General features: G+C 64.4%; 6 protein-coding genes and 12 pseudogenes. 9 read left to right on the top strand and 9 right to left on the bottom strand.

Going from position 1 to position 13,672, the window contains the following annotated elements; translation table 11 throughout:
* Positions 1-38: 38 nt before the first annotated feature.
* On the top strand, positions 39-557 hold the full coding sequence (locus tag MET2598_RS0105735) for an NAD-glutamate dehydrogenase domain-containing protein (protein WP_026190537.1): 519 nt from the start codon (positions 39-41) through the stop codon (positions 555-557).
* 158 nt (positions 558-715) lie between these two features.
* Positions 716-987 (top strand): annotated as a pseudogene (locus MET2598_RS38695) (transposase); the annotation flags it as partial.
* 33 nt (positions 988-1,020) lie between these two features.
* Here the strand turns inward: MET2598_RS38695 and MET2598_RS38690 are convergent.
* From MET2598_RS38690 to MET2598_RS38680, 3 genes and pseudogenes are all read right to left on the bottom strand, one after another.
* On the bottom strand, positions 1,021-1,986 hold the full coding sequence (locus tag MET2598_RS38690; RefSeq protein ID WP_084673773.1) for an ornithine cyclodeaminase family protein: 966 nt from the start codon (positions 1,984-1,986) through the stop codon (positions 1,021-1,023).
* A gap of 175 nt (positions 1,987-2,161) precedes the next feature.
* A pseudogene (locus tag MET2598_RS38685) lies at positions 2,162-2,910 on the bottom strand (IS5 family transposase); the annotation flags it as partial.
* Positions 2,911-2,939: 29 nt separating this feature from the next.
* Entirely contained in the window at positions 2,940-3,395 is a 456-nt protein-coding gene (locus MET2598_RS38680; protein ID WP_084673772.1) for a hypothetical protein, read from the bottom strand.
* Positions 3,396-3,661: 266 nt separating this feature from the next.
* Between MET2598_RS38680 and MET2598_RS40755 the strand changes: the two are divergent.
* Together MET2598_RS40755 and MET2598_RS40750 are read left to right on the top strand one after the other, a co-directional pair.
* Positions 3,662-3,836, top strand: a pseudogene (locus MET2598_RS40755) (IS66 family transposase); the annotation flags it as partial.
* Between the two features lie 57 nt (positions 3,837-3,893).
* A pseudogene (locus MET2598_RS40750) lies at positions 3,894-4,100 on the top strand (helix-turn-helix domain-containing protein); the annotation flags it as partial.
* Here the strand turns inward: MET2598_RS40750 and MET2598_RS0105725 are convergent.
* Together MET2598_RS0105725 and MET2598_RS0105720 are read right to left on the bottom strand one after the other, a co-directional pair.
* Positions 4,072-4,404, bottom strand: a pseudogene (locus tag MET2598_RS0105725) (transposase); the annotation flags it as partial. The pseudogenes MET2598_RS40750 and MET2598_RS0105725 sit on opposite strands and share 29 nt — an antisense overlap.
* Before the next feature lie 39 nt (positions 4,405-4,443).
* Positions 4,444-4,746: pseudogene (locus MET2598_RS0105720) on the bottom strand (integrase core domain-containing protein); the annotation flags it as partial.
* A gap of 44 nt (positions 4,747-4,790) precedes the next feature.
* On the opposite strand from MET2598_RS0105720, the pseudogene MET2598_RS38670 reads away from it, so the two are divergent.
* A pseudogene (locus MET2598_RS38670) lies at positions 4,791-6,193 on the top strand (IS30 family transposase).
* 5 nt (positions 6,194-6,198) lie between these two features.
* Here MET2598_RS38670 and MET2598_RS38665 read toward each other — a convergent pair.
* Positions 6,199-6,477 (bottom strand): annotated as a pseudogene (locus tag MET2598_RS38665) (IS110 family transposase); the annotation flags it as partial.
* A 92-nt stretch (positions 6,478-6,569) separates the two neighbouring features.
* Here MET2598_RS38665 and MET2598_RS0105710 point away from each other — a divergent pair.
* Together MET2598_RS0105710 and MET2598_RS38660 are read left to right on the top strand one after the other, a co-directional pair.
* Positions 6,570-7,838 (top strand): IS256 family transposase, encoded by a 1,269-nt coding sequence (locus tag MET2598_RS0105710; protein ID WP_018260166.1) that lies wholly within the window; start codon positions 6,570-6,572, stop codon positions 7,836-7,838.
* Between the two features lie 40 nt (positions 7,839-7,878).
* A pseudogene (locus MET2598_RS38660) lies at positions 7,879-8,303 on the top strand (transposase); the annotation flags it as partial.
* A gap of 10 nt (positions 8,304-8,313) precedes the next feature.
* Here MET2598_RS38660 and MET2598_RS0105705 read toward each other — a convergent pair.
* The gene (locus MET2598_RS0105705) at positions 8,314-9,423 is read right to left on the bottom strand and encodes a LacI family DNA-binding transcriptional regulator (RefSeq protein ID WP_026190535.1); all 1,110 of its coding nucleotides are present in this window, start codon (positions 9,421-9,423) and stop codon (positions 8,314-8,316) included.
* 380 nt (positions 9,424-9,803) lie between these two features.
* Between MET2598_RS0105705 and MET2598_RS38655 the strand changes: the two genes are divergently transcribed.
* Both MET2598_RS38655 and MET2598_RS38650 read left to right on the top strand, forming a co-directional pair.
* Positions 9,804-10,478, top strand: coding sequence for a GntR family transcriptional regulator (locus MET2598_RS38655; RefSeq protein ID WP_084673768.1), 675 nt, complete (start codon positions 9,804-9,806; stop codon positions 10,476-10,478).
* Between the two features lie 105 nt (positions 10,479-10,583).
* Positions 10,584-11,367, top strand: a pseudogene (locus MET2598_RS38650) (DDE-type integrase/transposase/recombinase); the annotation flags it as partial.
* Positions 11,368-11,395: 28 nt separating this feature from the next.
* Here MET2598_RS38650 and MET2598_RS36005 read toward each other — a convergent pair.
* Both MET2598_RS36005 and istA read right to left on the bottom strand, forming a co-directional pair.
* A pseudogene (locus tag MET2598_RS36005) lies at positions 11,396-12,525 on the bottom strand (IS110 family transposase); the annotation flags it as partial.
* Positions 12,519-13,306: pseudogene (gene istA, locus MET2598_RS36000) on the bottom strand (IS21 family transposase); the annotation flags it as partial. The pseudogenes istA and MET2598_RS36005, both read right to left, overlap by 7 nt.
* Positions 13,307-13,672: the final 366 nt, after the last annotated feature.

Below are 13,672 nucleotides of genomic sequence, written 5' to 3'. Positions count from 1 at the left end.
GCGGACCACTTCAAGGGGGGCTGACCACCTTGCCCAAGGTGCTCGGCGAGGGGGCGTGGGCAGCAATCGAGGCAAGGGTGGCGGAGCTGACCGGGGCGGGCATGGCGCCGGCGCAAGCCAGGCGGCTCGCCTCGCTCACTGCGATGGTCTCGGCTCCCGACATTGTGCGCGTCGCCGAGGTTAGCGGCCGGCCGGTTGAGGAGGTGGCAGCGACTCACTTCGCTCTAGAGCACGCCTTCCGCCTCGACCAACTTGCCGCCGCGGCGCGGACAGTGGCTGTCGCTGACACATTCGACCGGGTCGCTTTGGAGCGAGCGGTGACGGGGATCGCGAGCGCCCACCGCAAGCTGACGACGGAGGTGATTGCAGACATCGGCGCCGGCCCAGAAGCGGTGGCGGCATGGATCCGGGCGCGCGGCTCCGCGCGCACCCGGGTCCGCGACACAGTCGATGCCATCGCCGCCTCGGGGCTCACAGTCTCAAAAACGACAGTGGCAGCAAGCCTGCTCGGTGACCTAGTGCGGGGCTACTGTCATACCGCCGCGCTTTGGCGTTGACTCGAGCGTGAGTTGGTCGTGACGCACGTCTGTGCTGGCCTGCTTCCTGTGCACCAGGAGGCCGCCATGGACCGGCGAGGACTTCGCCCTCGTGCTGCCGCGCGTTTGCACGCAAGCCATCGACCGCTTCCTGTCCAACTTTGCGGCCAGCGTCCCGCCAGACGGACGGGAGCATCGAGGTGGCCTTCGTTGACCAGGGCTACAGCGGCCCCGAGCTGGTCGCAGCGGCCAAGGCGCAGGGCGCGCCTCGGAGATGGTGCGCCTGCCGGAGGCCAAGCGGGGCTTCGTGCCGCCGCCGCGGCGCTGGGTGGCCGAGCGCTCGTTTGCCTGGGCCACCCGTTGTCGCCGTCTGGTCAAGGATTATGAGAGATATGCCTCCACTCTGGCAGGATCCCGCGTGGTCGCCTTCGTCTGTCTCATGTTGAGGTAGATCGCTCAGCTCGCTTTAAGGTCATCGCACGTTCTAGTAGTCTACGACTGTTCCTATGTTCTGCCGCTCCGCAAGCGATAGGATCTCGGCGGCGATAGCAACATCATGAATCGCCAAGCCAAGATTGAATACCGCTATGCGCTCGGAGTTTCTTGACCGGCCAGTCAGATTTCCCACGACAACACTACTCACGGAGCCTCGCAAACGCGACAAATCCTTATACGGCGAGCCTGTCGCGCTCATGAAATTTGTGAATTGCCCCACATCATCCGTGAACAAAGCGTCCGATGCCGTCGTGATATCTTGGGACCATCCTCGAAAATGGATGGGGAGCACCAGACTAGCTTTCTTCGTCCAGCCGAATTTGAACACGACTTCCTCTAATCTGCTCGTCGCAGTCACGACGACATCGGCGGCGCGTATCGCGCTCTCCGCCTCTCGAACGTGGACGACGCGTGCCTCTGCCGAGACTTGTTTGGCCAGGTGGTCCACGGCACCGGGATTGATATCTACCACCTGGAACTCAGCCAAGGGGTGGATCAGCGACATCAGCTTCACATGATAAAGCCCCTGCAGACCAGCGCCAATGACTGCAATCCTATCCACGTTGTTAGGCGCGAGATACTTGCTGGTGATAGCCGACGCGGCGCTCGTGCGTATAGCAGTTATGTAAGATGCATCCATGACGCAGATGGGTAGACCAGTTTCCGGGTCATTTAGAATCATTAGGCCAGTAATATTCGGTAAGCCGCGCTTGAAGTTTCTGGAATAGCCTGCGACCCATTTAACGCCCCCACGCTTCTGCATCGGCAGCCAGCCCGCCATGGCGTGGATGAACGCATCAGTTTGAGGGTGAACACCGATTTTCGGTGGGTTTTCGAATGCGCCGTTACCATGCTCACGCAGCGTAGCTTCGACAACATTCAACGCCGAGGCAAGCGGCAACGCTGCCGCAAGAACGTCATATCTGCTAAGCCATCTTACTGTACACGTTGTCATGAATCACCTATGCTTTTGGCAGCGATCTGTTATCCGGAGTAAATTGTCTGCGCCTGGGCGAGGTCGTTCTAAATCGCTCTACCGATGGATGCGATTTCTCTAGCCGACGTTGTTTGGGCGGGTTACTGTGGACGGGAGTAGTTCTGCTCGTAGGGTTAGGGCCCAGACTCAACCAGCACCAGAAGGCGATGACGGCGGCCAAGGCAAGGACGGAGGCGAAGTTGCGGGCGCGCTTGCCGTAGCGGGTCGCGATGCTGCGAAAGTCTTTCAGCCGGCAGAAGACGGCCTTCACCTCCAGCGCTACCGATGGCGATGCTCGTCGGGATAGATCTTGCGCTTGCGGGCCCGGCTGCCCGGACCGATCAGGGCCGTGCCCTGCTCGCGTAGTTCGCGCCGCAACCAATCCGCATTGTAGTCCTTACCGGCAACAAGCCGGCGGACCCTCCCGGGCCCCTCGGCCAGCACAGCCGGCGCGGTTCTCACGCCGCCGGCGCTGCCAGGCGTGAGAGGGATGACCCCTGGTCGGTCGATCACGTCAGTGAGGACGTGGATCTTGGTTGTCGGGCCCCACGTGATGGGCCGGTGCCCTGCGCACGCGCCTTTTCCGTCATGGACCGCACGCTGGGCCCGGACGTAGGTCGCATCCAGCGCTGCTGCCTCACCGGACCATCCGGCCCTGGCCAGGGCTGCCAGCGTCGCTTTCCAGAAGCCCCGGCGCGACCACCAGTTGAAGCGATTGTAGACCGTGGTCGACGGGCCGTACTGGGCCGGGCAGTCGGCCCAGCTACAGCCGCTCTTGATCACGTGCAGGACGCCCGAGTTGATGCGCCGATCGTCCTTGCGGCGGGCGCCGGGCTTGTTGGTGGGCATGAATGGGGCGATCGCCTGCCATCGCGCGTCCGACAGCCAGAACAACTCAGTCATAGCCTCCTCCGTCCAGGAGATCCCTATGATCACATTGCTCCAGATCTATCATGATCGTAGGTGAATGATGCGGTGAACTGATGTCTCTCGCGTGCGACCAGACCAATGTCAATCCCCCACCGCGCGATCTGGAAGATTGGAAGATTTGGGTCACGACGTTTGTAAGCGGCCTCAAGCTGCCGGATGATGTTCCTCTCACCGAGGATTCGGGATTGAGCGCCGGATACAATCTCGGCGAGGCGTCGCCCAACGGCGGCCGCACCTTCGATGCGGTCGAATGGAAAGCTGGTAAATACCTCGCCAGGGATGTTTCTGAGTGCGTTCTCCTCACCATAGAACTCAACTCGCGAGCATGTCGCGACAAGAAGAATTCCGTTTGCCGCGAAGTCGTATAACATTTTCGTAGATTTTTTGGAGTAACTGTCAATTAATGGAAGGCTCGTCATCCGATGATCTGCATAGATACCCACAAACTTCGGAATCATGGAGGGGCTCCGGGTGAATCACTCACGGTTCACGTCGAATGTACGTCTATTTGTATCGCAAAGAAAGGTGTTGTAGATATATATTTTCTTCCATATCGCAGATTGTCGCCCATATTATACATTATGTCGCCATCGTTCAGATGGATATTTTAGTAAGAACGAGAATATAAACGATTCTATATCCAAATATATATTTCACGCACGGCCTACAAATCGGTATTGCCTACGCCCATTGCCTGCGTTGGTTTCGCTGACTCGGTCGTGGGGTGGGTCGCAGCGAGTGGGAGCGCCTGAGCAGGCAGGAGCTGATCGAGCTCGTGCTGTGGCTGCAGCGCCCGGACAAGACCTCACGCACGTCGTCCAGGCCGCCCTCCACGGATCGCAAGCAGCAGCGCGCGGGCCAAGCCGGGCGGTGCCAAACCTGGCCATGAGCGGCACAGTTAGATGTTTGGTCCCGCTGTGTGGTGGTACAACTGCTGCCGCATGGAGGGACGCGCTATGGGACAGGTTCTCCACGGCAGCGCCACAACGACTGAGGCGATCCGTCGGGCAATCCAAGCTCGTCAAGAGAGCGTAAGGTCCGCCGCCAAGCGCTACGGCATCAGTCCGACCACCGTGCAGAAGTGGCGCTCCCGCCAGACCAGGAGCTATGCGGGGATTTGGGTGATGGTGGCAGTCAGGCGGCGCGGTGATCTGGATCCGCGGCGACCTCGGTCCCGTCCCGGAAGATGACGTCCGCCACCACCTTCGGCAACTGGTTCTCGCCCTTCAGCCGCCGCCAGGTCTTCGCCGCGGCCATGACCAGCTTGAACACCATCAGCTTGGCGGTCGTGGGCGAGAGCGCGCCCTTGGTCCGCACGGTGCGGTGTCGGACCGTGGCGAACACGCTCTCGATCGGGTTCGTGGTCCGAAGATGATCCCAGTGCTCGGCCGGCATGTCGTAGAACGCCAGCAGGGTGTCGCGGTCCTTCGTCAGGCACTCGCTCGCGCGGGCGTACTTCGTCCCGTATGAACCGCTCCGGGTTTTTCGGAGGCTGATTGGCTTGGGTCAGGCGGCCAAGGCTTGGTCGCCGACGTGAGCATAATAGCGCGCTTCGGCCTCAGCGGGAGGGACGTTGCCGATCGGCGCGAGGAGGCGACGGTTGTTGTACCAGTCGACCCACTCCAAGGTGGCGTACTCGACCGCCTCGAAGGAGCGCCACGGCCCGCGCCGATGGATCACCTCCGCCTTGAACAAGCCGTTCATCGTCTCCGCCAAGGCGTTGTCGTAGCTGTCGCCGACGCTGCCGACCGACGGCTCGATGCCGGCTCCAGCCAGGCGCTCGGTGTACCGTAGAGCTAAGTATTGGGTGGATTCAAGTGGTCGTCGCAACGGCTTGGCGGAGGGCGGTTGTGATGGCAGGTCGGCGGCGTTCGGATCGGGCACTTCGCGAGAAGCTGCGGTCACCGGGTCGTCCCGGGGTCGGTCTGCGCGAGACGCGGCGGGGGGTCTGGGCGTTCCTCGCGCAGGGTCTCTCCAGCGAGGTCGCAGCGATGAAGCTCGGGATCTCGCCACCGGTCGGCTCGCGGTGGTTCCGGACAGCAGGCGGAATGGCACCTTCCCACCTGTCACCATCATCCAAGTCGCCTTCTGCGCGCTACCTGTCGTTGGCTGAGCGGGAGGAGATCGCGATCCTACAAGCGCAAGGTCACGGGGTCCGGGACGTCGCTCGGCGTCTGGGACGGGCGGCGTCGACCATCTCGCGGGAATTGCGCCGCAATGCGGCGACCCGCAGTGGCGGCCTGGACTATCGCGCCACGACCGCGCAGTGGCACGCTGAACGCGCGGCACGCCGGCCCAAGCCAGCAAAACTGGCGGGGAACGCAGCGCTGCGGACGTACGTGCAGGAGCGGCTCGCCGGAACTGTCGCGACACCGGGCGGGGAGCGCTCTGCCTGGCCCTAGCGTTGCCTGGAAGGGACGGCGGCACGGGCGACGCCAGAGCCGGCGATGGGGTCGATCCTGGAGTCCGCAGCAGATCGCCGAGCGCCTACGGCTCGACTTTCCGGGCGATACGACGATGCGCATCAGTCACGAGGCGATCTATCAGGCGCTCTACATCCAGGGCCGGGGCGGGCTGAAGCGTGAGCTGACCGCGTGTCTTCGCACAGGACGGGCTTTGCGTGTGCCGCGGGCCCGCAGCCTGGGCCGAGGCAGGTCGTTCGTCACCCCCGAGGTGCTCATCAGCGAGCGTCCGCCCGAGGTGGAGGACCGCGCGGTGCCGGGGCACTGGGAAGGAGATCTGATCCTGGGTCTGAAGAGTTCGGCGATCGGGACCCTGGTCGAGCGCACGACGCGCTTTACGATGCTGCTGCATCTTCCGCCGATGGACGGCCATGGGGTGACACCCGCGTGCGAAGAACGGCCCGGCGCTGGCGGGGCACGGGCCCAGGCGGTGCGCGAGGCGATCGCCGGCACGATCGCGCGCTTGCCCGAGCAGCTGCGGCGCTCGTTGACCTGGGACCAGGGGTACCGAGATGGCCGAGCACGCGCGCTTGCGGATCGACGCGGGTCTGCAGGTCTACTTCTGCGATCCACGCTCACCCTGGCAGCGGGGGACGAACGAGAATACGAACGGGTTACTGCGACCGTACTTCCCGAAAGGAACGGATCTGAGCGCCCACAGCGCGAACGATCTTGCTGCTGTGGCCGCAGCCCTCAACAGCAGACCGCGCAAGACGCTGAACTGGAAGACGCCGGCAGAGGCGCTCGACGCTGTGCTGGCTGCCGTGCAAGATGGTGTTGCGACGACCGCTTGAACCCAAGCAGTGCGCATGCCGACCAGCCGCGATCGGACCCGATGCAGGCTCTGCATGTCGAGCTGCTCCTGTGCCTTGAGAGGCACGAAGCGCATGGTCGGGCGCGTGGCTGCCTCGGCGATGGCCTCGGCATCACGGTCGTCATTCTTCTGTGCTTTGACGTAGGGCCGAACATACTCCGGCGACATCAAACGGACGGTGTGGCCCTGCGCTTCGAGCAACCGTCCGAGATGATGGGCGCCGCAGCACGCCTCCATAGCGACGATGCAAGCAGGCAGCGAGCTATGCGGGAGATTGGGTGACGCGCTGGGCGTGAGGGCGGCGTATCGAGGCGGGTGTCGAGCCTGCCAGAGCCTCTCAGTGAGAGCGATACGCCATGGACAGCCCTACCAACATCGTGCGGCTTCGTCAGCCGGAGGAGATCGACGATCCCCTGACCGAGGTGCTGCGCGCCGGCGCCCGCCGCCTGCTTGCGCAGGCCGTCGAGCTCGAGGCCGAGGCCTTCCTCACCGCCATGCAGGATCTGCGGTTACCGGACGGACGCGCCCGCCTCGTGCGGCATGGGCACGGTCCGGAACGCGAGATCCAGACCGGCATCGGCCCAGTGCCGGTCGCGCGGGTGCGCATCCGGGATCGCGGCGCGAGCAGCCCCGCGGAGCAGATCCGGTTCTCCTCGACGATCCTGCCGAAGTGGGCGCGGCGCACCCGCAGCCTGGATGCCCTGCTGCCGGTCCTCTACCTGCGCGGGATCTCCACCGGCGACTTCCAGGAAGCGCTCGCCGCCCTCCTGGGCAAGGACGCCCCGAACCTGTCGCCGGCCGTCATCTCTCGGCTGACGGCGAGCTGGGCGGACGAGTACGCTCGCTGGCAGGCCCGCGATCTCTCCGCCCGTCACTCCGTCTACGTCTGGGCCGACGGCGTCTACCTGCAGGCCCGGATGGAGGATCAGGCCGAGTGCATGCTGGTTCTGATCGGCGCCACGCCGGAGGGCAAGAAGGAACTGGTCGGCTTCCAGGTCGGGGTGCGCGAGAGCGCCCAGAGCTGGCGGGAGTTGCTGGTGGACGTGAAGCGGCGCGGGCTCTCGATCGAGCCGAAGATCGCGGTCGGCGACGGGGCGCTGGGCTTCTGGAAGGCGCTCGACGAGGTGTTCCCGGGCACGCGCCATCAGCGCTGCTGGCAGCACAAGACCGCCAACGTCCTCAACAAAGTGCCGAAGTCGCTCCAGCTGGCGATGAAGGCGGACCTGCGCGAGATCTCCGGAGCGTCCACCCGAGCGGCGGCCGAGGTGGCGATGGATGTCTTCGTTGAGAAGTACGGGACCAAGTACGCCCGCGCGAGCGAGTGCCTGACGAAGGACCGCGACACCCTGCTGGCGTTCTACGACATGCCGGCCGAGCACTGGGATCATCTTCGGACCACGAACCCGATCGAGAGCGTGTTCGCCACGGTCCGACACCGCACCGTGCGGACCAAGGGCGCGCTCTCGCCCACGACCGCCAAGCTGATGGTGTTCAAGCTGGTGATGGCGGCCGCCAAGACCTGGCGGCGGCTGAAGGGCGAGAACCAGTTGCCGAAGGTGGTGGCGGGTGTCACTTTCCGGGACGGGACCGAGGTCGTCGCGAGCCCAGATCACCGCGCCGCCTGACCGCCTCCGTCACCCAAATTCCTGCATAGCTCGGTGATTTCGGCGGTGGCAGGCCCAGGCCGGCTGTGGGTTCGCCGCACGGGACTTTACCATCGACCTAGCTCAGCGGCGGGCAACGTGTCTGGGCGGGAAGGACAGCCAGAGCTGGACGCCCACGCTCGTCCACGGCACGACACCGGTGATCAATATCAAGTTCGCGGTCCGCGATTGCCGGGTCTGCGCGCTGCGCCCGCACTGCACACGCTCAAGGTCGGCACGCCGGGCGATCACGATCCGCCCCGAAGCTCAACACGAGGCGTTGCGGGTCAGGCGGAGCGGGAACAGACTGCGGACTTCGCAGCCGAGTACGCCCGGCGAGCCGGCGTCGAGGGCACGATTGCACAAGGCATGCGGTCATCTCGGCTCCGACGGGCACCCTGCTTCGGACACGCGAAGACGCACTTGGCTCATCTGACGGCGGCAGCGATACGCCCCTCTATGTCGGGTTCCGTTGTATGTTCCGCCGAGATGGAAGTCCTAGATTATATGGCTTCAGCGATTCAGACAGAGGAATAGCATTCGCTTGTGTGTAGATATCAAAATGGATGCGATGGTGCACGCATCTGTTGATCTGGCTGTTGATCGTTGACTGCGCCATCGCCCCGACCAGCGTGTCAGCCAACAATTTCATCGGATGCGACAGGATAATATTGATCACGCCTCCGACGAGCGCTTCATAGGTCTCTTCTGTCACATCCCGTCCGATAACAACGAGGTTTCGGGACGAGGCGCTCCGGTCCTCACGCAAGGCTCGGATGACGCCGGTGATGCCGCCACCGGCGACGTAAATGCCAACCAGATCCTGCGCCTGCCGTAACAATCTCGCGGTACATTCATAGGCGTAGAGGTCATCCTCGAGTGTTACCGTGGGATCTAGCAATTGAAATTCGCTCGCATGTTCGCGGAAGTACAAACGGAAGCCCATTTCGCTGGCATCTTGGCTCTGGAAGCGATGGTGCCCCACATAGATGGCGATTTTTCCCGGCGTCCTGCACATGTTGGAGAGGAACCAGGCCGCGGTGCCGCCGACCATCGAGTTGTCCAGCCCTATGTAGCCGGCACGGTTTGCCGCCGTGAGCTCGGAAATGAGCGCGAATACAGGCACGCCTGCCGCGTGCAGAATGTCGATCGCCCGCGTCACATAGGGGTGATCTGCGGCGACGATCGCCACGGCATCGCATTTCCGCCCAAGCTCGAGGAGGCGTTCCTCGACGACCTGGTCCTCCCGGTAGTCCCGGAACTTCACCAACGATCGGCCCCTTATGATCGTCGAGGCAGCCGTTGCCTGCTGCAGCACCTTCCCGAGTGTGTCGTAAAACTCGCTTTGCTGCTGCAGGAGAAGGAAGCCAAGGGTGCGGGCAGGCCGATCCTGTTCGCGGCGGTGACGGATTGTCGGAGCGAGATGATAGCCGACGGCCTCGGCGGCAACTTGCACCCGCTCGGCGGTTGCCTCCCGCACGGGATGGCGGCGATTCAGGACACGATCGACCGTTGACACGCTGACATTGGCGGCCTTGGCCACATCGGCGATGGTAGGGCGGGGCACCTAGCTCTCCCGTTTGACAGATTCTTTCATTCTGCCATGGCCGAAAAATGATGGTTTGAAAGAAAATTTCAACGCCCGTTGCTCTTTTTTTTTCAGAGGAATAACGCTTCCAACGTCACCAATGAGGGCCTCCTCCCATGACCGAAGATAGGTGCGAAGCCTGCCGGAAATGCCATCGGCCTGTCGTGCGGTCCTGCCCCCGCTCACGAGGCGCCGGTGCCGAGGGCCTGCGCAGATCGCGAAAAGATGGACCCCGCCGACCCGGCCGGTGCGCCGTCGCCTGATGAAGAGCGGGACTGGTCTACGAACCCGTCGAACTGTCCCCGCGAGCGGGTTTCAGCGACGGTTGGGTCAAGTGCACGAACAGCGTGGATGACAAGATGAGCGCACGAGACGGCTCGGCCGCAGAAAGAGCTTATGCAGATATAAAGGACAAAATCGTCTACAATCGTATTGCTCCGCGCAGCAAGCTCAAAATTGACGAGCTTCGCCGGCAGCACCACCCCCTCGGTATAACGCCTATCCGAGACGCGCTTATCAAGCTTCATCAAGATAATCTCATCGACCATACTCCAAATGTAGGCTACTTTACCAGAGCAATGACGGTCCCTATTTTCATGGACCGCTATAATATGGAGTTTGCTCTCCTGAAATATGCGATCAACTCGGGTGCTTCGCCCTTTGCGGGCGAAGGGCTCGACCCGTCCTCTCTGTTCGACGCACCCGAATCCACCGGAGAAACCGAAACAAGACGGTCCAGTGCACGGTACATTGAGAGGGTCTATGGAAGTATTGCGCGCATGTCCGGCAATGACGAAATTGTCTGGGCTAATAAACGGTTTTGCGATCATACAAGATATATTCGTGAGCTCGGTCTCGAACGAACCGAAGGCCAAGGGACGATCATCGAGGACGTGAAGCGCTTGGTCGCACTGCTTGCCAATAACGAACGCGCTGCGGCAATCGATATTCTGGCCGTGCTGCTCGATCAAAAGATCGCTCTCCTGGACGGGTCGGTCAAAGAAGGAACCTACCGCGCCCTCAGCGCGGTCTAGCTGTTTGGTGGCGGAACGTTGTTGGGACCAGGTGCGTTGGGCGATCGAGGAGCATGCCTGGCGGTCCGAACCAGACCGGCGCTCCTCAGCCAGGAGGGCGCGCTGATGCTCGCAATCCACCCCAAGGCCCGCACCACCCCAGCCGTCCGCGCCGAGGTTGCCCGGTCACGCGAGCCGTCCGGCGTCCTGGCCAAGCGCTACGGTGTCTCCTCCGAGACCATCCGCAAATGGCGCAAGCGCGGGCCCGACGACTGTCAGGACCGCTCCGCCCGGCCTCACAAGCTGCCCTGGAAAGCCAGCGAGGAGGAGCGCGCCATCGTGTGCGCGCTCCGCCGCGCCACCGGCTTCCCGCTCGACGATCTCACCTTCATCGTCAGCCACCTTCCTGCCCCACCTGAACCGCGATGCCGTCTACCGCATCCTCAAGGCCGAGGGCCTCAATCGCCTCCCGCCTGCTGACCGCACCCGCAAGCCGCACAGCGCGTTCAGGGAGTACGAGGTCGGTTTCGTGCACATGGACGTGAAGCACCTGCCCAAGCTGCAGGATCGCGACCGCCTCACGCGCAAGCGCTACCTCTATGTCGCGATCGACCGCGCCTCGCGATACGTGCATCTGGCCGTCAAGAATGATGAGACCGCCGCCTCAGCGGTAACCTTCCTGGAGGAGGCGCTCGCGGCCTTGCCGTTTCGGGTCACGCACCTGCTCACCGACCGCGGCTCCTGCTTCACCGCGGACGACTTCGAGGCGGCCTGCCGGCATAACACGATCGCGCATCGCACCACGCGGCCCTATACGCCGCGCACGACGGATGAGGTTGAACAGCCCCCTTGCGGCGATCCATGCTATTTTGTTGCCGCCCACGGGCGACCGCGTGACGAAGTGCTGGGTTCGAGGTACAAGCCCAGTCGCGCCGTCCTCACAGCCGCTCCTCCTTTGCGACGCCCGTGGGTACCCGCCGCCCCCGTCGGCTCCAGCCCTCGGTCAGGCGCCGGTAGGCACCTCAGCCTGCTCGACGCGCCGCCGCTCCTCCTGGCGAACCCGCGTCAGGTTGTAGGCATAGGCGGGTCCGCGCTGACCACGTCGCGCCGGCTCACCCGAACGCAGCTCAAGCTCCCGCAACTTCTTGGCGTGAAGCGCTGGACGCACCCAGGCGTAGTCCTCGCCGCGCGTGAGCAGGTGCCAGATGATGACCGCCAACTTACGCGCGACCGCCACCGCCGCGACGTGAGGTCCGCGCCGGGCCGACACGCGCTGGAAGAAGCCGCGCAGCGGCCCCGGCCCGCGCACCGCCTGCCAGGCAGCCTCGACCAGCATGGTACGCGCGTGGGTGCGGCCCTGCTTGGTGATGCGCCCGTGCCGCGGCTTACCGGAGCCGGACTGATGCACGCTCGGGTTCAGGCCGAGATAGGCCACGAGCCGATCCGGGCCGGCAAAGCGCGCCGCGGGTCCGATCGCAGCGATCAGCCCAACCGCGACCACCAGGTCGACGCCCGGGATCGTCATCAGCCGGGTGACGTTCGCGTTGGCGCGGGCCTCGCGCGCCAGCTCGCGCTCGACGACCTTGAGATCCTCGGTCAGCCGGTCGTGCTCGCGCAGGTGCCGGGCAACCGCGTCGGTCTCGTCGGCCGGCAGCGGCTGCGCCAACAGCCAGGCCCGGCCCCGCGGACCGAGCAGGTCGGCGCGGGGACAGGGTGGCACGAGGTGGGCGTGCAGGATCGACTACACGATCGTTTTCAGCCGCGCCCGCTGCCGCACGATCTGGAGGCGGCGTGTGACCTGACGCGGGAGACCGAGCGTCGCCTCGTCCGGGATCCAGACCTCCGGCAGGAAGCCGCTGGCATAGAGCCGCGCCAGCACGGTCGCGTCGATGACATCGGTCTTGATGCGTGCCTCGGCGATGAGCCGCGCCTGGCGTGGGTTGGCGACCACCACCCGGCCCACGTGCGGCCGGATCACCTCGGCGACCGCACTCGCGTTGCCGGTCGCCTCGACCACGACGTGGTCATCGTGGGTGAGGGTCTCGGCGAACGCCGTCAGGTGATCGCGCGCTTGAGATGGCCATGCGGGCCCTCCACCGCACCGTTCTTGTGGGGGAGACCGGCGTTGCTGCGGGTGGGCGTCATGCCGTAGTGAGCACACAGCGCCTCGTAGCGCTGGGTCAGGTCGTCCTCGGCGGCCTGATCGAGGTTGCGGAAGGCGGCCGAGAGGCTGTCGGTGCGGTGCTCGCGTGGGGCGCCGCCAAGGGACCAGAGCGCGTTCTGCAGGCCTTCGGCCAGTGCCACGAAGCTCTCGCCGCCGAGCACGACGTGGGCGTGCTCGAAGCCCGAGTAGGCGAGCCGGAAGTGGTAGAGCCGGTGCTCGAGAGGCTGACCGGCTACGGTGACGCCGAGATCGGCCATCTCGGTGAAGTCCGAGAGCCCGGTCCGCCCCGGCTCGTGGGTCTGCCGGAAGATGACATCCTGCTCGGCGCCTTAGAGGGCGCGCCAAGCGCGGATGCGCCGCTCGAGGGTGCGGCGGATGCCGGCGCCGAGTTCGCGCCGAGTTCGGGATGGCGGCGCAGCATATCCTCGAAGATCGCGATCGGTCTCAGGCCGGGCGCAGCCTGGATCAGGGGCACGACCTCGGTCTCGAAGAGGTCGCCCAGAGGATCGGGCCGGCGGCGGCCGCGCACGCCCTTCTTCATGGACGGGAGGCGCGGATCGCGGGCGAGCCGATAACCGGTGGCGGGGCTGAGGGATGCCTTGGCGGCGGCCACCGCCACCGTGTCGGTCCGACGGTACTGCATGAAAAGCCTCATCTGGTGATCAGTCACGTGGCGGCCGGGCACGCGGATTGGTCCTCTCAGGCGAGATGACCCATTCCGCACGACCAACCGGCCGCGATCACCAGACGCGGCACGCCCTCACGGGCCCGCCGCTCTCATCCTGATTGCCGCGCTCAAATCACCCTGATTGTCGCACTACACATGCTCTCACCCCGGGAGTTCCTCAGCCAGAGTGCCTAAACCCACCCCGCCACCTGTCCGGTCAAACAGGGTGCACTCCAGCCGGACGGTGCCGTTCTCCAGCATCACCGCTTCGGCGAAGACTGGACTTGCTTCGGGAAAGTGGAGAGCTCTTTCCGTGAGGGAGGAGGTTCCCGATGCGAGAACCGAAGAAGCGCTTCACCCCTGAGTTTCGCGCCGAAGCCGTGC

This window comes from Methylobacterium sp. WSM2598, assembly GCF_000379105.1.
Lineage (GTDB): Bacteria > Pseudomonadota > Alphaproteobacteria > Rhizobiales > Beijerinckiaceae > Methylobacterium.
The sequence above is the reverse complement of the archived record's forward strand: the minus strand, read 5'-3'. Positions and strand labels throughout refer to the sequence as shown.

What these genes read in the sequence shown, in the direction of transcription:
- MET2598_RS38690 (WP_084673773.1), bottom strand. Translation starts at nt 1,986, where the DNA reads ATGACAACGTGTACAGTAAGATGGCTTAGCAGATATGACGTTCTTGCG.
- MET2598_RS38680 (WP_084673772.1), bottom strand. Translation starts at nt 3,395, where the DNA reads ATGATTCCGAAGTTTGTGGGTATCTATGCAGATCATCGGATGACGAGC.
- MET2598_RS0105710 (WP_018260166.1), top strand. Translation starts at nt 6,570, where the DNA reads ATGGACAGCCCTACCAACATCGTGCGGCTTCGTCAGCCGGAGGAGATC.
- MET2598_RS38655 (WP_084673768.1), top strand. Translation starts at nt 9,804, where the DNA reads ATGAGCGCACGAGACGGCTCGGCCGCAGAAAGAGCTTATGCAGATATA.